The organism is Mesorhizobium sp. M1163 (genome assembly GCF_040318415.1).
Classification (GTDB): domain Bacteria; phylum Pseudomonadota; class Alphaproteobacteria; order Rhizobiales; family Rhizobiaceae; genus Mesorhizobium.
In genome coordinates, this window is record NZ_JAMYMF010000001.1 from 390407 (window position 1) to 408675 (window position 18269).

The window sequence follows — 18269 nt, forward strand, 5'->3', positions numbered from 1 at the left end:
ATGGCATTGTCGCGACAACCCGCCCGCTGTTAACCTCGATGGTAAGTTTAACTAACCAATGGACATCGATCTCAATGCAATTGCCGTCTTCGCCACAGTGGCCGAGGAACGCAATTTCCGCGCTGCGGCAGACCGCCTGGGCGTGACGCGCTCGGCGGTCAGCCAGAGCATCCTCAGGCTTGAACAGCGCCTGGGGATCGCATTGCTGCAGCGCACGACACGCAGCGTAAATCTGACCGAGGCGGGCGAGCGCCTGCTGGCGAGCGTCGCACCAGCGATCGCCGACGTGAACGCGGCAATCGAAGCCACCACGGAGTTTCTGGACCGCCCACGCGGCCGGCTGCGGATCGCGGTTTCGTCGATCGCGGAGACGTTTCTGTCAGGGCCGTTGCTGGCGTCCTTTGCAGAAAGATTTCCCGAGGTGCATCTGGATATCGTGGTCACCGACGAGGAATTCGACATCGTTGCCGAAGGTTATGATGCGGGCGTGAGGCTCGGCGAAGTGATCGAGCAGGACATGATTGCCGTGCCGGTATCGGGCGATCAGCGACAGATGGCCGTCTGCGCCCCGCGCTATCTCGAAAAGTTCGGAGCACCCGCCCATCCGCGCGAGCTTGTGGCTCATCGTTGTATCGGCTGGCGGCCGGCGCCGGGAGTTTCGCCCTATCGGTGGGAGTTTGGCGAGGACGGGCGCGAGTTCGACGTGGCGGTTGCGCCCGAGATCACCACTAACGACATGTGGCTGATGATCCGGCTGGCCGTTGCAGGCGCCGGAATCACGTTCGGCATGGCGGACACATTCCGCCCCTGGATCGACCGCGGCGAGCTTGTGCCAATCCTCGACGACTATTTTCCGCCGTTTGCGGGCTTCTATCTTTATTTTCCCAGCCGACGGAATATCGCGCCGAAGCTGAGAGCCCTTGTGGATCACCTGCGCGGTGCGCGTCAGGCGGGATCGCAGGTGACCGCGCCAGGGTCGTAGAGATCGCTTGGCGCTATTGGTCAGAAACCTGGCTGAAAGCTGAATGGTACCGTTGGCTGGGATCGAACCAGCGACCTCCGGATCCACAATCCGGCGCTCTAACCATCTGAGCTACAACGGCACGCTTGCCCGAGCGATATCCAGACGGAACGTTCATTCTCCGGGACCCGCTCTGTCGTTCGGCGATGCGTCCATACGGGCTATCGGAGTTTAATTCAAGGCTTTTGGCAAAGCAAAAGATCGCTCCGGCATCGCGTCATTTTTCGCCGGACAAAGAAAAGGCCGGCGGGAGGAGGTGCCGGCCTTTTCCTGTTACGAGCCAGCGGGAGGAGGTGCTGGCTGGTTATCCCGGTGAGCAGAGGGAGGAGGTTCCACCCGCCGGGTATTCGCTTAAATCGCTATATCGCACATCTATTTGTCTGACGAAATGCGACCTTTTGATGCATCGTCAAACTGTGTGCAAATATTAGGCGATCTTAATTTCTTTCACGGCCTTCTCGAAGGCGGTCTTGATCGGCTTAGATACGTCCTCGGCCGCCTTGGCAGCAACCGCCTGGAAGTCCTTGGCCTGCTCAACGGTCATTTCGACGCGCTTGCGCAGGAACGCAGTCTGCAGCTCGACGACTTCCGACAGCGACTTGGCGCCAATCAGGGCTTCGAAATGCGAGAAGCCGGCCTCGGCATTGGCGCGCAGGGCGGCGATGGTCTTGAGCGACAGGTCGCTGGAAACGGTCTTGGCGGTCTCGTAGGTCGACTCCAGAGCCTTCTGGGTCTCCTCGGCGCCGGTCTTCAGCTTGGCATAGGCCTCTTTCGACTGCTCGACGCCCTTTTCGGCGAAGGCGCGGATCTGATCGGTGGCCTTGGAAGCGTCGAAGCTTGGGAATTCAACGTTTTCGATCGTGTCGGCGGTCTTGGTCCTGGACATTTTCCATCCTTTTCAGCGGCAGCGGCTTTGACAGAAAGCCGTCTCGTTCATCTATCGTGGCAATATAAAGGCAAATTTTGTGCATTGCAACATGTTTGTTGCATCGCACCATTGATTATTTGTTTCGCGACGTTAACCACGCGCCTAGAGATTCCGCTGGTTGCACGCTATGACTTGTGGACCTTCGCGCCGTCGGCTTTTATTAACAAAGCGTTAACCGCAAATTGCCCGCTCTGTGAGGGTCGCCAAGCGCATGCCGGCTGAAAACTACTCCTTCCTCGATGTTGCCGTGCTCGACGCGGTCCGCCTGCGGTTCGCCGCCGGCGACGCGATCGCCATTCTGTCGGCAGATCTCGAGCAGGTGATATGGGCCAACGGCCCCGGCGCAGCGGTATTCGGCTATCCGGACATCGGAGCCATCATCGGCGCTTCGGCAGGATTGCCGCTGATCGCCAGGCGCCAGATCATGGCAACCAGCGGTTTTCCGCGGATCGGCCGCGACCGTGCCATCACGGTCCGCCTGGCTACCGGGCTGACCAGCCGCGCGGTTGGTTTCCGGGCCAGCGCGGTGACCATGCCCGATGGCGAGGAAGCAATCATGCTGGCGTTGCCGGCGGCGCAGACCGGCTCGCGCAGCGCGGCCGAGATCGCCGATCGCGCCATCAGCGGCTTTACCGAAGACGGCCACTACATCGCCTTTGTCGATGCCAAGGGCAATATCGACGCCGCGTCGGACGGCTTTTCGTCGCTCGGCATCCGGCCTGAGACGCTGGCCGCGCTTGTCGCCGACGTGGCGAACGACAGCGACCGCATCGTCAAGCGCCTGGTTCCGGGCGGATCCAGCTCCTATCCGGCAGGCCTTGCCCGTCTGACAGACGAGCGGCACCTGCTGGTGGTGATCGACGAGGACCGGCTTGACGGCGGGGCCCCTGTTGGCGAGCGCGCCGTCGCGGGACCCGGCAGCGAGGCAGCAGCGGCGCCGAGCGGTCTTCCCCAACCAACGGACCAGGACAACGAGCAGCCAATCGCCGAGCCGCCAATCACCACCACCGGCGCGGCGGAGATCGACCTTGCGGCGATCGAAGGCAGCTCCGCATCGGCGGAGCACGAGCCTGCCGACACAGCCAAGCAGGTCTCGGGGGCCGACAATCAGCACACGGCTGGCGAAACGCCGACGCAGCATGACCATTGGTACTTCAATGCGGGCGACGACACGCAGGTCCCGCCCGGGGCAGGTGTGTTCGGCGAAGCCGAGACACCAGCCAGCCCCGCCGCTTCGCCGGCCGGTCTGGACGCCCCGCAGGAAAGCGCCACACAAGCGATCAAAGCCGCTTCCCAGGCCCAAGGCCGCGGCCCCGCGATTGATCGTACGGCCGCGCCCATGCGTTTCGTCTGGCGTACCGACGCAGAGGGCCGGTTCAGTGCCCTGTCGCCGGAATTTGCCGAACTCGTCGGCAAGCCCGCAGCCGACGTGATCGGCCGCCGCTTCGAGGACGTTTCAGCCGCCTACGGCCTCGATCCTTCAGGCGAGATCGCCGGCCTGCTCGAACGGCGCGACACCTGGTCCGGCCGCTCCGTGCTGTGGCCGGTCGCCGGCACCGATCTGAAGATACCCGTCGATCTGGCGGCACTCCCGGTCTACAGCCGCAGCCGCGTTTTCGAAGGTTTTCGCGGTTTCGGCGTCGCCCGCGGCGGCGATGCGGTGGTCGATCCGGACGCGGCCGGCATGGCCCTTGCCGCCGAGGAGGAACCTGCCGCGAGCGTCAGGCCGGAAGCCGTTGAACCTATCCCCGAGACACCGAAAGCCGCCGATCCGTTCCGAGGCGAAGTGCCGGCACTGACCATCGTGCCAAAGCCCGAGCGGCGCTTTGCCGACAAGGTGATCCGGCTGGCCGAGCACCGGCAGCCGGCCAACGACAAGGGCCTGTCGACGCTGGAACGCAGCGCGTTTCGCGAGATTGGCGAGCGTCTCAAGAAGGACAGCACCCCGGCCGAAAAGCCGGTAGACGAACAGCCCAGCGCCGAGAAGCCGAAGCCGGCTGCGGAGACCGCGACCAAAGTTGAGGCAGCCGGCAAGGCCGGCGAGCCAAAGCTGAAAAAAGCCGGTCCGACGGACAAGGGTGAAATGCCGGCGCCAGGTCCGGAAAGCGAGGCGGCCGAACCGCCCGAGGCCGATGCCGAGGACCAGAAGGACCTCGCCCGGCTCGACGGCGAGCAGCGCGACGAGACGGCAGAAGAGACGCAAGCCGGCGAACCCGTCGCACGCCCTGCCTCCGGGTCGCTGCTCGACTATGCCGACCGCGAACCCAGCGACGAAGCCCAGGAAGGCATCGAGCCCAGCACGAACCGTCGAACGATCGGCGCCGAAGCGCCGCGGGATGGCGAAGACGACGACAGCATGACAGCGGAGGATTTCCGCGACGCCGAGGACAGCGAAGATTGGTCCGATGACAGCGAAGCCGCAGCCGGCGATGCCGGCTTGGCGCCGCCCATCGGGCGGCCGCAGGCACCACCGCTCAAACTAAACGGCTTCGTGCCGTCGGCGTTTGCCGGAGAGGACAACAAGGGGCCGGATACCTCGATCCTCGGCAAGCTGCCAGTGCCGGTGCTTATCCATTCCGGCGACCAGCTGCACTACGCGAACGACGAATTCCTCGGCCTGACCGGCTATGCGACGCTCAATGCCTTGGACGAGGCCGGCGGGCTCGGCGCGCTGTTTGCCGACCCTTATGCCGACGACGGCAGTTCCGACGGCAGCGACTGCGCTCTGCGGCTGAAGACGCGCGACGGTCAGGAGTTTCCGATCGACGCGATTTTACGCTCCGTCCCCTGGGGAAACGGCAAGGCGCTGATGCTGGTCGTACGCCGTTCCGGCGACGACGAAGCAGTAGCCATTCCACATGGCGCCGCCGACGACCAAACGCGGCCGGATGTTTCCGAGCTCAAGGCGCGCATCGCCGAAATGCGCACCATCATCGATACCGCCACCGACGGCGTCGTGCTGATCGGCCGTAACGGAACGATCCGTTCAATTAGCCGTCCGGCGGAAGCGCTGTTCGGCTTCGACAGCGACGAGGTGACCGGCAAACCGTTCATCTCGCTGTTTGCGATCGAAAGCCAGCGCGCGGCGCGTGACTATCTCGACGGGCTGTCGGAGCCCGGCGTTGCAAGCGTGATGAACGATGGCCGCGAGGTGATCGGACGCGAGGCGCAGGGGCGCTTCATCCCACTGTTCATGACCATCGGCAGACTGCCCAACGACAGCGGCTTCTGCGCGGTGGTGCGCGACATTACCCAGTGGAAGCGCGCCGAAGAGGACCTGACCCAGGCGCGCGCGGTCGCCGAACGCGCCTCGTCGCAGAAGACGGATTTCCTGGCCCGCATCAGCCACGAGATCCGCACGCCGCTCAACGCCATCATCGGCTTTTCCGAGCTGATGGTGGACGAGAAATTCGGGCCGGTGGCCAATGACCGCTATCGCGACTATCTGCGCGACATCAACCGTTCGGGCAACCACGTGCTCGATCTGGTCAACGACCTACTCGACATTTCGAAAATCGAGGCCGGTCAGCAGGAGATGGCGTATGAGGCGGTGTCGCTCAACGACACACTAGCCGAGACCGTGGCGATGATGCAGCCGCAAGCCAACCGGGAGCGCGTCATCATCCGCTCCAGCTTCGCCTCGCGGCTGCCGGAAGTGGTGGCCGATCTGCGCAGCGTGCGGCAGATCGCGCTCAATATCCTGTCGAACGCCGTCCGCTACACGCAGGCCGGCGGCCAGGTGATCGTGTCGACCGCCTATGAGCTCTCCGGCGACGTCGTCATGCGCGTGCGCGATACCGGCATCGGCATGAGCCAGTCCGAGATCGAACAGGCGCTGAAGCCGTTCAAGCAGATCAACGCGCTGAAGCGCGGCCGCGGCGACGGCACCGGTCTCGGGCTGCCGCTGACGAAGGCGATGGTCGAAGCGAACCGTGCCCGGTTCACCATCAACTCGACGCCCGGCGAGGGAACCCTGGTCGAAGTCGCCTTCCCCTCGACCCGCGTGCTGGCCGGTTAGGTCTATGGCTGCGCAAAGAAAAAAGGCGTCCAATGGGACGCCTTGAATGATAGAATTGCTGTCACAACGGGGGCTTGAGCGAATCAGATCCTCTGGGGGCTAAGAGGAACGGGATTTCTCCCTCAAGTTACGCACGACTATCGATGCCGGGCCTTAACAAATCCTTACCGGCACGCCGGAAAATTTACCAATGTGTACCACTCATGAAATCTAGGTAAATTCCGCGGAGACATTTCGTTAACCATGACCCGGTTCCAGCCCAGGCTTCATGCTCAGTCGGCAAGCTGCGGCAGATTGCGGAACAGCTCGAGCGCTTCGGGATTGGCGAGCGCTTCCTTGTTCTTGATGGCGCGGCCATGCACCATGTCGCGGACCGCGAGCTCGGTGATCTTGCCCGATTTGGTGCGCGGAATATCGCTGACGGCGACGATCTTGGCCGGCACATGGCGCGGGCTCGCCCCGGTGCGGATTTTCGCGCGGATGCGTTTTTCCAGCTCGGCATCGAGCTCGACGCCGGCAGCCAGCCGCACGAACAGCACGACACGCACGTCATTGTCGAAATCCTGGCCGATGCATAGCGCTTCGAGGATTTCCGGCATCTGCTCGACCTGATTGTAGATTTCCGCCGTGCCGATCCTAACACCGCCCGGATTGAGCGTGGCGTCGGAACGGCCATGGATGATCAGCCCGCCATGGGCGGTCCATTCGGCGAAATCGCCGTGGCACCAGACATTGTCGAAGCGCTCGAAATAGGCGGCCTCGTATTTCTTGCCGTCAGGGTCGTTCCAGAAGCCGATAGGCATTGCCGGAAACGGCTTGGTGCAGACGAGCTCCCCCTTCTCCTGGCGAAGCGGACGGCCATCATCGTCCCAGACGTCGACGGCAAGGCCGAGGCCGGGTCCCTGGATCTCGCCGGGCCATACCGGTTCGATCGGCACGCCGAGCACGAAGCAGGAGACGATATCGGTGCCGCCGGAGATCGAGGCGAGATGCACGTCCTTCTTGATGCCTTCATAGACGAAACGGAAATCTTCCGGCGACAGCGGCGAGCCGGTCGAGGAGACGGTGCGCACACTGGAAAGATCATGCGTGTGGATCGGCTTCAGGCCGGCCTTGCGCACGGAATCGATGAATTTGGCCGAGGTGCCGAAGTAGGTCATCTTCTCGGCATCGGCGAAGTCGAACAGCGCATTGCCGTCCGGGTAGAAAGGCGAGCCGTCATAGAGCAGCAAGGTGGCGCCCGACGCCAGGCCCGACACCAGCCAGTTCCACATCATCCAGCCGCAGGTGGTGAAATAGAAGAAGCGATCGCCGTCGAGCAGGCCGGCATGCAGCCGCTCTTCCTTGACGTGCTGGATCAGCGTTCCGCCGGCTGAATGGACGATGCATTTGGGGATGCCGGTCGTGCCTGACGAAAACAGGATGTAGAGCGGATGCGAAAACGGCAGCCTTTCGTAACTGACAGGCCTGGCGGCAAAGGGTGACAGCGCCTCCTCCAGCGCAGCCGCCTTGCCGATGGTTGCCGCGACGTCGGTCGACGTGCCGAGATAATCGACGATCAGGACTTTGCGCACGGTGGCGAGCTTCGCCACCACAGCCGCGATCTTGTCGGCGACTTCGATCGCCTTGCCATTGTACCAGTAGCCGTCCGGCGCGATGAAGACGACAGGCTCGATCTGGCCGAACCGGTCGAGAACACCCTGCTCGCCGAAATCGGGGGAGCAGGACGACCAGACGGCGCCGATCGAGGCGGCAGCCAGCATCGCCGCAACGGTCTCCGGCATGTTCGGCATCATCGCGGCGATGCGGTCGCCCTTCTTCACCTTGAGCGACAGGAAGAGCTGTTGCAGGCGCGAGGTCAGCGCATGCAGCTCGTTCCAGGACAGCCGCCGCTCGACCTTGTCCTCGCCGCGAAAGACGACTGCGTCGCCAAGCCCGGTTTTCTTCAGAAGATTCTCGCCGAAGTTCAGCTTCGCGTCAGGGAAGAAGGTCGCGCCGGGCATCTTGTCGCCATCGACCAGCACGCGTTCGCCCTTGTCGCCGACGATGCCGCAAAAGTCCCAGACCAGGCTCCAGAAGGTCTCGCGGTCATCGATCGACCAGCGATGCAGGTCGGCATAGGAGGAGAAAGCCTTGCCGGCCCTGCTCGCCGCGGCGTTCATGAAGGCGGTCATCGGCGCTGCGTCGATCTGCTCTTGCGTCGGCATCCAGAGCGGTGCGTCGTCAGCCATCATTGTTCCTCCGCAGGCTGCATCGCTTATGCATATCGCGATCCAGCAGAGCAAGATTTTGTTGGACCGCGCCGGTCAGGGTGTGCGCAAATGCCATCGCCGGGCCATAAAGACTTGAAATGCGTCAGCCGTCGGTTACACCCGTCGGGCGATTTTGTCGGAATGGAAGCATACGGGGCGATATGCCATCACCTTTGATCCGACGCGGAATATGGGCGATCGGCGCAGCCGTCATCGTCATCGCGCTGGTTGTCGCAGCCTTGCCGTTGATCGCCTCGACCCGTATCGTGCGTGACCGCATCGCGTGGGAAATGAGCGCCTGGAGCGGTTTCAGGGTCACCATCGATGGCGCGCCGCGCATCGAGGTCTGGCCGAATTTCCGGGCGATCCTGAGCGACGTGACGCTGTCGCAATGGACAGAGACGGATGCACCGCCTGTGATCGAGGCCGAGCGGGTCGAGGTCGACCTCTCGGCTATGGCGGCGCTGCGTGGCGACGTGGTGTTTTCGACTGCGCGGCTGGTGCGACCGACGATCAGGGTTCAGCGTACCGCGAGCGGGTTTTTCCTGCCTGCGATTCCGAGCGGCGGGCGCATTACGCGTTCGATCGATGCTGCCCGCGCGGTGATCAACACAAATCCCGCCAAGCCGGATCTCGGCAAGCTGCCGGCAGATCCGTTCGGCACAGTCGAGTTCAGGGATGGCCGCGTGGTCGCCGCCATCGGCGGCAAGGACCAGGAGATATTGAGCAGCCTGAGCGGCCAGGCGAATTGGGCCGCGATGAACAGCAATGCGACGCTGTCGGCGACCGGGATATGGCGCGGCGAAAGCGTTTCCGTCGACGCCGCATCGCCGAACCCGCTTGTGCTGTTTGGCGGCGGCGCAGCACCGGTCACGCTTTCCTTCAAGGCGGCGCCGGCCAGCTTTTCCTTCGACGGGCTGGCCAGCATGTCGGAGAACGGCTATTTCGACGGCCAGGCAAAATTTGCCGCACCTTCGCTGCGACGCGTGCTCGAATGGTCGCAGGCCGGCATCGCGCCCGGTGCGGCAATCGGCTCGATCTCGGTTTCAAGCAAGATCACGGCGACGGCCGGGCGCATCAAATTCGAAAATACGGCCCTGACCCTCGACAACAACCCCGGAATGGGCGCGCTGGACTTCACCTACGGCGAGGCACTGCCGGTGATCTCCGGCACACTTGCCTTCGATACGCTCGACCTCAGATCGTTTCTCTCCGCCTTTACCCCCGTACCATCCGCCGGCGCCGCCGGCCCGGGCGAGATCGACACAAGCTTCGCCGACCGGATCAATCTCGATCTCAGGCTGTCCGCCGCGCATGCCACGGCAGGTGCAATCCAGCTTGCCGACGTCGCCGCCACCGCCCAGGTCAAGAACGGCCTCGCCGTCTTCGACATCTCCGATGCATCCGCCTTTGGCGGCAACGTCCAAAGCAGCGTCCGTTTCGACCGCAAGCCCGCCGGCACGGAAGTCGAGATCCGGCTGCTTGCTTCCGACATCGACGGCGGCGCTTTCGGCACCGCGGCCGGGATGACGCGGCTGGTGCCGATCGGCACCGGAACCGTTTCGGTCATCCTCAAGGGGCCGGGCAGAACCTGGGACTCCATTTTCGAAAACGCCAATGGCTCGCTGTCCGCGACCTTCGGCGCGGGTGCGCTGAGCCGGCTTAACCTGCCGGCGTTCCTCAAGCACACCGAACAGGGTGGATTCTTTGCGCTTGACGACGTCTCGGACGGAACGCTGCCGATCGACGGGGCCGAGCTCAAGGCGAGCGTTTCGAACGGCGTGGCGCGCATCGACAAGGCCGAGGTGAATTCCGCGCAATACAAGATCTGGCTTTCCGGCATCGCATCCTATGCCGGACGCGGGCTGGCGCTGTCCGGCGGCATCGTCCAGCCGAGCCAGGCTGCCACGCAGACGAACGGCCAAGCGCCCAAGCAGTCGTCGTTCTTCGTCGGCGGCACCTGGAGCACGCCGTTCATCTCGCCGATAAGTCGCGGTGTTTCAGGCGAGTAAGCAGCAGGAACTCAACCTCGCTGCGCCGCCTGCTCGTCGCGCTGGCGCTGCACCTCGCGGCGTTTGTTTGCGAGCGAAGCGATGATCACGCCAACTGCGACGATCGCGATCAGAATGGTGCACGCCGCGTTGATTTCCGGCGTCACGCCAAGGCGGACCTGGCTGTAGATCTTCATCGGCAGCGTCGTGGCGCCGGGCCCCGAGGTGAAGCTGGCAATAACCAGGTCGTCGAGCGAGAGCGTGAAGGCCAGCATCCAGCCAGAGACGATCGCCGGCATGATGACCGGCAGCGTGATCTGGAAGAAGGTCCTTACCGGCGGCGCACCGAGATCCATCGCGGCTTCTTCCAGCGAACGATCGAACGTGATCAGGCGCGATTGGACCACCACAGCGACGAAGCACATGGTCAGCGTGGTGTGGGCAAGCGTCACCGTGAGAAAGCCGCGGTCGAAGCCGACAGCGACGAAGAGCAGCAATAGCGACAGGCCGGTGATGACTTCCGGCATGACCAGCGGCGCAAACACCATGCCGGAAAACAGCAGCCGGCCGCGAAAGCGCGTGTAGCGCGTCAGGGTGAGCGCCGCCAGAGTGCCGAGCACGGTCGCCACGGTGGCCGAGATGACGCCGACGCGCGCCGTCACCCAGGTGGCGTCCATCAGACCCTGATTGTGGAACAGCGACACGTACCATTTCGTCGAGAAGCCGCCCCAGACGGTGACCAGCTTCGACTCGTTGAAAGAGAACACGACGAGCAGGACGATCGGCAGGTAGAGAAAGGCAAAGCCGAGCACGATCGAAACGATGTTGAAGCGGCTCCAGGTAGCGTTCATAGGTCCTGCTCCTGGGCACGCGCCTGGGCTCGCTGGAAGAGCATGATCGGCACGATCAGCAGCAGCAGCAAGATGACGGCAACGGCAGACGACACCGGCCAGTCGCGGTTGCCGAAGAATTCGCTCCACAGCGTCCTGCCGATCATCAGTGTCTGCGAGCCGCCGAGCAGATCGGGGATGACGAACTCGCCGACGGCGGGAATGAACACCAGCAGGCAGCCGGCGATGACGCCGGGCAGCGACAGCGGGAAGGTGATCTTCCAGAAGGCGCTGGTCGGCGGGCAGCCGAGATCCTTGGCGGCCTCGATCAGCGAATTGTCCATCTTCTCCAATGCCGAATAGAGCGGCAGGACCATGAACGGCAGATAGGAGTAGACGATGCCAATGAAGATCGCCGTGTAGGTGTTGAGGATGATCAGCCGATGGCTGATGATGCCAGTGGCGAGCAGCAACTCGTTGAGCAGGCCCTCGGGCTTGAGAATGCCGATCCAGGCGTAGACACGGATCAGGAACGAGGTCCAGAACGGCAGGATCACCAGCATCAGCAAGGTCGGGCGGATCGTCGCCGGAGCGCGTGCCATGCCATAGGCGATGGGATAGCCGATCACCAACGTCAGGACCGTCGAGATGGCGGCGACGATGACGCTCGTCACATAGGCGTTGAAGTAGAGCGCGTCCTGCGTCAGCCAGATGTAGTTGTCAAAATTGAGCGCGCCAAACCACGCGACAACCCCGGAAACGCCGTCGCGGAAATCGAGCACCGGCGTGTAGGGCGGCATGGCTATCGCGGTCTGCGACAGCGAAATCTTAAAGACGATGATAAAGGGGACGAGAAAGAAGAACAGCAGCCAAAGGTAGGGGATGATGATGACGAGACGGCTAAGCAAAGCCGCTCCCAGCCTGGCCAAGGCGGATTTGCCGGCAGCGCTTGCCGAGGAGCTTGTTGCGGCGGTGACAGCGGACATGATCAGTCCCTACCGTGTCAGCACGACGCCGGCGTCGGGTCGGAAGGAAACCCAGGCGCGGTCGTTCCAGGTCAGCGGATCCTCGGTGATGCGTGCCGCGTTCATGGTACTCGCCCGCACCACCTGACCGTCATCCAGCCTGACGTGATAGATGGTCATGTCACCGAGATAGGCGATGTCGTAGACCTCGCCCTCGATGGCGTTGACGGCACCAGCCGGTTTCGTGGAGGAAACCTTGATCTTCTCCGGCCTGATAGCAAAGGTAACGGACGTTCCGGCGGCGGCACGGCCGGCATTTTCGGTGCGGATGGTGATGCCGTTGCCGGCGTCGATGCTTGCGCTGCCGGCCTCGCCAGCCGCGATCTTGCCGTCGAACATATTCACATTGCCGACGAAGCCGGCGACGAAGCGGGAACCCGGCGCCTCGTAGACCTCGGCCGGCGTCGCCACCTGCATCACCTCGCCCTTGTCGATGATGGCGATGCGGTCGGCCATCGTCATCGCCTCTTCCTGGTCATGGGTGACGACGACGAAGGTGAGGCCAAGGTTCTGCTGCAGGTCCATCAGCTCGAACTGCGTTTCCTCGCGCAGCTTCTTGTCCAGCGCGCCAAGCGGCTCATCGAGCAGCAGGACTTTCGGCCGCTTGGCCACCGAGCGGGCCAGTGCGACACGCTGGCGCTGGCCGCCCGACAATTGGTGCGGCTTGCGTTTGGCGAACTGCTCGAGCTTGACCAGCTTCAGCATGTCGGCGACGCGCTTGTCGATATCGGCCTTGGCCATGCCTTCCTGCTTGAGGCCGAACGCGATGTTGTTCTCGACCGTCATGTGCGGAAACAAGGCGTAGGACTGGAACATCATGTTGACCGGCCGCCGATATGGCGGGATGCCGCGCAGATCCTGGCCATCGAGCAGGATACGGCCGGCGGTCGGTTCCTCAAAGCCGGCAAGCATCCTGAGCAGCGTCGATTTCCCGCAGCCCGAGGCCCCGAGCAGGGCAAAGAATTCGCGTTCGAAGATGGTCAGCGACAGATTGTTGACGGCAGTGAAGTCGCCGAACTTCTTGGTGACGTTGTCGAACTGGATGTATGGCTTGGCATTCGGATCGTTCCATGGCGCGAAATCCCTGCGGATGCTGCCAAGCGATTTCATGTCCCACTCCGTGCCTGATTCTGCCCCTGAAAAACGACCCCGGCAGTCAGCCACCGGGGTCGCGTCAGATCACTATTGTCCCGTGATGACCTTGGTCCACGATCTGGTGACGAGACGTTGCGTCTTGGGGTCATATGGACCGACAGTGAACAGCTTGGCCAGCGTCGAGTCATCCGGATAAATGCCCGGGTCATCAAGGATCTCCTTGCTGACGAGCGGCTGAGAGGCCTTGTTGCCATTGGCGTAGAAGACAAAGTTGGTGGATTTGGCAATAACTTCTGGTCTCATCATGTAGTTCAGAAATTCGTGTGCCTCGGCGACATGCGGTGCATCGGCCGGGATCGCCATTTCGTCGAACCACATTTCCGCACCTTCCTTTGGAATCGTGTAGGCGATGTCGACCCCCTTTTTCGCTTCCGCCGCACGGTCGCGGGCCTGGAAGAGATCCCCCGAAAATCCGACAGCCACGCAGATGTCGCCATTGGCGAGCGCGTTGATGTATTCCGACGAATGGAATTTGCGGATAGAAGGCCGGATGCTCAGCATGAGTTCTGTGGCCTTGGCAAGGTCGTCAGGAGAGGTCGAGTCAGGCTTGAGGCCAAGATAGTTCAGCACAGTCGGAAAAATGTCTGTAGGCGAATCCAGGAAGTACACGCCACAATTGGCGAGCTTGGCGATATTCTCCGGCTTCAGGACCGCATCCCAGCTGTCGATCTTGTCGACGCCGAGGGCTTCCTTCACTTTCTCGGTGTTGTAGCCAATGCCTGTGGTCCCCCACATGTAGTTGACCGAGTATTCGTTGCCGGGGTCGAACTTCGCAACCCGCTCCATCACCACGTTCCACATATTGGAAAGGTTGGGCAGCTTCGACTTGTCCAGCTTCTGATATACCCCGGCCTGGATTTGACGGGCCAGGAACGGGCTTGCCGTCGGCACCACGACATCGTAGCCGCTACCACCGGCAAGCAGCTTGGTTTCGAGAATTTCGTTGGAATCATAGGTGTCGTAGACGACCTTGATGCCGGTTTCCTTGGTGAAGTCGTCGATGATCGAACTGTCGATATAGTCCGACCAGTTGAAGACATTGACGACACGGTCCTCGGCATGCGCGCCCAAGGTAAAAACTGCCAGAAACGCCGAAGTCGCCGAAAGCCAGAGCGCTTTGCGGGTCATGCTATTCTCCTTTGATGAGTGTTCCGTCGCCAGCTCGTCGCGGCGTGCGCCCGGCTGGGCATTTGCTTCAGGGTATTGAGCTTGCAGGCAGGCGACAAGCGCGAATTGCCGGCGCCATTATGGTTCGGCGACGAGGCGACAGTGAAGACTTGGCGTGGCGCTGGTGGTGTTGCGGCGCCGTCAGAAGCTTTCGCTACGGCGCGCGCAGGGAGACGACGATGTTGTCCGGCCTCGATGCAGCCGGCATGGAGACTTGGCAAGATACGCCTGTCTTGTTGTTGCCGTGATCGCAGCCTGCCCGCGCGGCTGCGACATTGTCAATGGTCCATCTCGCTTTGGCGCGCGCGCTGCATCAATTAGGCGAAGGCACACCGGTGACGCCCGCCCGCTGCGGCCGCGTCTGGCGCTTGAATTCGAGCCCGATATGGACGAGGAGCGCCGTGATGACGACCGCACCGCCGACGATGGTGCGCGCCGACGGCACCTCGGAATGAATGAGCCAAACCCAGATCGGGCCTAGGATCGGCTCGAACGTGCCGAGTAGCGCCGCCACGGCGGCCGGAACAAGCCGGGCGCCGGTGGCGAAGAAGGCGAGGCCGAGCCCCAGATTGACCACGCCGAAGGCAAAAAGGAAGCCCATGTCGTGGCTGGAAACGCCCAGTGCCGACGCCTGCGATGCCGCAAAGGCGGCCGCCAGCATCGTGCCGAGGCAGGTCGCCGGGGTCATACGCACATGGGCAAAGCGGCGCGTGATGACGGTGGCGATCGAGAACATGACGGCAATGAGCAGCGCCAGCCCGTCGCCGATCGGCGATACGGCGCCATCGAGCGATTCCGAGACCATGATGGCGACGCCAGCAATGACGGCGGCGATCGCCAGCCAGGTCGCCACGGCCACCCGCTCGCGAAACAGCGCCCAGGCAAACAACGCCGCCAGAAGCGGCACACCGGCCTGCATCAACAGGATGTTGGCGACGGTGGTATATGCAAGCGCCACGACGAAAGAGGTCGACGCCGTGGCGAAACAAAACGCCACCGCAAGGCCGGCCAGGCCCATGCCGCGAAACAGCTTCAGCGTGCCACGCCAGCCGTCGCGCCAGACCATGAAGCAGAGCAGGAAGGCGGCGGCCCAGACCGAGCGCCAGAACACCACCGTCCAGCTGTCGCCGGCATCGATGAAACGGGCAATGGTACCGCCGAGGCTCCACATCAGCGCCGACAGGAACACCAGCAGGAAACCGATACGCTCCTCATTTCGCGGAGGCGAAACAGCGATCTGCGGTGATGATATGTCGGTCATGAGTCGGACTGTCGGCGATTTCGAGGCGGCACGATGCACAGCGGACGACAGAAACGTGCCTTAATCGCGTAACGCAAAGACGGGGATGGGGAGTGATCCAGCATCGTGTTCCATTTGGCGCACCGACAGGTGCACAGAGATGCCCGATCATCGACAGACGCCCCATGCTCGACGTACGGTGCAAATGTATAGGGCGCCCCCATGGATGAGCCATTCTACAAAACGGCGGCGATTGGCTATGACGAGTTGTTCGCCCGTGCGACGAACTCGTTTATCCCGTCCTTGCTGAAGGCAGCACGGATTGCGCCTGGCCATCGCGTGCTCGACGTCGCAACGGGCACCGGAGCGGCAGCGCAAGCCGCTGCCATCATTGTAGGCCCTTCCGGCGCCGTGATTGGCGGCGACATCTCGCCGGCCATGCTCGAATCCGCCAAACGCAATTTGAAAGACCAGCCAATCACCCTCGCTACGTTCGACGCTCACGCGCTTCCTTATGAGGACCGTCGGTTCGACGCAGTGACCTGTCAGCTTGGGCTCATGTTCTTCTCGGACCAGCTTGGAGCGCTTTCGGAATTTCGCCGGGTTCTGCGCCCCAACGGCTGGACTGCAGTTAGCGTGACGACGACGCCAGAGCGTTCGTTGTTCGCCAGAATAGGTGCGGTAATCGCCCGCTATGCCCCTGAGAAAGCTGAAAAGCTAAATCGCTTCTTTTCCATCCCTGACGCGACGTGCTTGCACAGCTTGCTCCATCGCGCCGGGTTTCGAAAGATTGACGTCCAGCTCGAAACGTGGCCCATCAAGTTCTCGTCCTTCGACGACTATTTCAGCGGCATCGCCAAGGGCGCAACATTGAGCGGTCAGGAGTATGTCCAGCTTCCTCCGGATATGAAGCACATCGTGCGCGAGGAGGTCTGGCGCGGGCTAGCTTCGCCGAGCCCTGGAGAGCCGCTGACGATTGAAATGGACGTTCTGATAGGCAGCGGTAGCCGATAGAAGAATGCGCCCGCGGCACGATCCCCGGCAACTCTGTTTGCCGTCACTGAAAATCGAACGCCGACAGTCCCGTCACCATTTCGTCGAGGCCGAGCGGGCGTGTCACCGGTGGCTCGGCGCGGGCGAGGCAGCCGATGCGTTCACACAGCCGGCAGGCAGCGCCGACCGGCGTAGCCGACACAGCGGCGTTCTGTCCGGCCTTGCCGATGGCGGCCGGCCCCGGCAACGCTGCTCCATAGACGATCTCATCGCGAAAACCGATGTCGCAGCCGAGCAGCAGCGCTGTGCGGCGCGGTCGCTCGGCAAACGAGCCCTGCGGGCCTTCGAGCGTGCGGGCGATGCAGAGGAACGCCGCACCATCTGGCATTTCCACGGCCTCGACCAGGATCTGGCCGGGTTGGCCGAAGGTGGTATGGACCGGCAGCTTCGGACAGCCGCCGCCGAAGCGGCTTTGCGGAAAGCCGTGGCTGCCCGCCTTGCGGAAGCGATTGCCGGCACTGTCGACCTCGAGCATGAAGAATGGCACGCCCGACGCACCCGGCCGCTGCAGCGTGGTCAGCCGGTTCGCCGCTTGCTCGAAGGAAACGCCGAAGCGCGACCGCAACATGTCGATGTCATAGCGGGCGCGGACCGCAGCGGCGTGAAAAGGCTGATAGGGCATCATCAGCGCGTGCGCGGCATAGCGGCCGAGCTCGAAACGGGCGAGCCGGCGGGCTTCGTCCGTGGCCAGCTTCAGCGCCTGGATCTCGACAGCGACAGCAACGCTCATGCGGATCAGGCAGGCCTCCATAGCCACCTCGCGCAGCTGATCGAATGGCGACAGGCGCTCGGACAGGAACAGGCGCTGCGAGTGACGGTCATAGCGACGGCGCCAGTTGGGCATGGTGGCGACCGGCAGTACCTTGACGACGACGCCGAATTCACGCCGCAGCCAAGCCTTCAACGCACTGAACAGATCGTCGCCGGGATCGAGCACCGACGTGAATGCCTCGGCTTCCTCTTCGAGCGCGGTAAAATGGTTCGGCCGGCGTTCGAAAATCTCATGCACCTCGTCGATCGGCAGCCGGGCGCCGGAGAGTGCGGTGGCTTTGCCCTCACGCGCGAGCAGCTCGTTGAGATCGGATAGCCGCGCGGCCTGCTCCCGATAGGCGCGAAACAGCTTTATCACAGCGGCGGAAGCGTTGGGCGCCGCCTCGGCAAGCTCGATGAGTTCCTGGTCGCCTGGCAGTTCGCCGGCCAGCAACGGATCTGAAAACACTTCCTTCAAATCGGCGACCGAACCCCTCGCCTCGCCCTGCAATTCATGTGGGTCGACCTTGTAGACGGACGCCAGTCTCAGGATCAGTTGCACCGTCAACGGCCGTTGGTTGCGCTCGATGAGATTGAGATAGGACGGCGAGATGCCGAGCCCTTCGGCCATCGCCGTCTGGGTCAGGCCCTTGGCGTTGCGGATGCGACGAATGCGCGGCCCGGCAAAGATTTTATGGTCGGCCAATCGACTGTCCTTGACAAGAATTTTACATCCGCTGATGGCATGGCGGCGTTTACAATCATGACAAATTTACAGCTCTCATCAGTCAAACACAACACAGGTTTTCTCTTATTTCATGGCCAATTTCGGAGTTTGT

12 protein-coding genes and 1 tRNA gene are annotated in these 18269 nt (G+C 62.7%); 4 read left to right on the forward strand and 9 right to left on the reverse strand.

The genetic code is table 11. The annotated features are described in order from the left end of the window. Nucleotides 1-58: 58 nt before the first annotated feature. Nucleotides 59-982, forward strand: coding sequence for a LysR family transcriptional regulator (locus NKH43_RS01890; protein WP_352641486.1), 924 nt, complete (start codon nucleotides 59-61; stop codon nucleotides 980-982). Between the two features lie 44 nt (nucleotides 983-1026). Here NKH43_RS01890 and NKH43_RS01895 read toward each other — a convergent pair. Both NKH43_RS01895 and NKH43_RS01900 read right to left on the reverse strand, forming a co-directional pair. Next, nucleotides 1027-1103 (reverse strand) — tRNA-His (locus NKH43_RS01895). A gap of 345 nt (nucleotides 1104-1448) precedes the next feature. After that, a complete protein-coding gene (locus NKH43_RS01900; RefSeq protein ID WP_352482378.1) occupies nucleotides 1449-1907 on the reverse strand; it encodes a phasin in 459 nt (152 codons plus the stop codon). Between the two features lie 253 nt (nucleotides 1908-2160). Between NKH43_RS01900 and NKH43_RS01905 the strand changes: the two genes are divergently transcribed. After that, nucleotides 2161-5967 (forward strand): PAS domain S-box protein, encoded by a 3807-nt coding sequence (locus NKH43_RS01905; RefSeq protein ID WP_352856297.1) that lies wholly within the window; start codon nucleotides 2161-2163, stop codon nucleotides 5965-5967. Nucleotides 5968-6239: 272 nt separating this feature from the next. Here NKH43_RS01905 and NKH43_RS01910 read toward each other — a convergent pair whose 3' ends face one another. Then, complete coding sequence (locus NKH43_RS01910) at nucleotides 6240-8198, reverse strand: acetoacetate--CoA ligase (protein WP_352856299.1); 1959 nt, start codon at nucleotides 8196-8198, stop codon at nucleotides 6240-6242. A gap of 182 nt (nucleotides 8199-8380) precedes the next feature. Here NKH43_RS01910 and NKH43_RS01915 point away from each other — a divergent pair, with 182 nt between their 5' ends. Continuing rightward, nucleotides 8381-10231 (forward strand): AsmA family protein, encoded by a 1851-nt coding sequence (locus NKH43_RS01915; RefSeq protein ID WP_352856301.1) that lies wholly within the window; start codon nucleotides 8381-8383, stop codon nucleotides 10229-10231. Nucleotides 10232-10242: 11 nt separating this feature from the next. Here the strand turns inward: NKH43_RS01915 and NKH43_RS01920 are convergent, their stop codons facing one another. The 5 genes from NKH43_RS01920 to NKH43_RS01940 form a co-directional block, all read right to left on the reverse strand. Then, entirely contained in the window at nucleotides 10243-11061 is an 819-nt protein-coding gene (locus tag NKH43_RS01920) for an ABC transporter permease (protein ID WP_023719393.1), read from the reverse strand. Further along, on the reverse strand, nucleotides 11058-12026 hold the full coding sequence (locus NKH43_RS01925; protein WP_352547847.1) for an ABC transporter permease subunit: 969 nt from the start codon (nucleotides 12024-12026) through the stop codon (nucleotides 11058-11060). Before NKH43_RS01925 ends, NKH43_RS01920 begins: the two co-directional genes overlap by 4 nt. Nucleotides 12027-12035: 9 nt before the next feature. Continuing rightward, complete coding sequence (locus NKH43_RS01930) at nucleotides 12036-13175, reverse strand: ABC transporter ATP-binding protein (RefSeq protein WP_023719395.1); 1140 nt, start codon at nucleotides 13173-13175, stop codon at nucleotides 12036-12038. A gap of 72 nt (nucleotides 13176-13247) precedes the next feature. Further along, on the reverse strand, nucleotides 13248-14348 hold the full coding sequence (locus NKH43_RS01935; protein WP_023719396.1) for a polyamine ABC transporter substrate-binding protein: 1101 nt from the start codon (nucleotides 14346-14348) through the stop codon (nucleotides 13248-13250). Nucleotides 14349-14700: 352 nt separating this feature from the next. After that, complete coding sequence (locus NKH43_RS01940) at nucleotides 14701-15648, reverse strand: DMT family transporter (protein ID WP_023719397.1); 948 nt, start codon at nucleotides 15646-15648, stop codon at nucleotides 14701-14703. A 201-nt stretch (nucleotides 15649-15849) separates the two neighbouring features. Between NKH43_RS01940 and NKH43_RS01945 the strand changes: the two genes are divergently transcribed. After that, on the forward strand, nucleotides 15850-16641 hold the full coding sequence (locus NKH43_RS01945) for a class I SAM-dependent methyltransferase (protein ID WP_352716899.1): 792 nt from the start codon (nucleotides 15850-15852) through the stop codon (nucleotides 16639-16641). Nucleotides 16642-16684: 43 nt separating this feature from the next. On the opposite strand, the gene NKH43_RS01950 is transcribed toward NKH43_RS01945, so the two are convergent. Then, a complete protein-coding gene (locus NKH43_RS01950; protein ID WP_023719400.1) occupies nucleotides 16685-18136 on the reverse strand; it encodes a helix-turn-helix domain-containing protein in 1452 nt (483 codons plus the stop codon). Nucleotides 18137-18269: the final 133 nt, after the last annotated feature.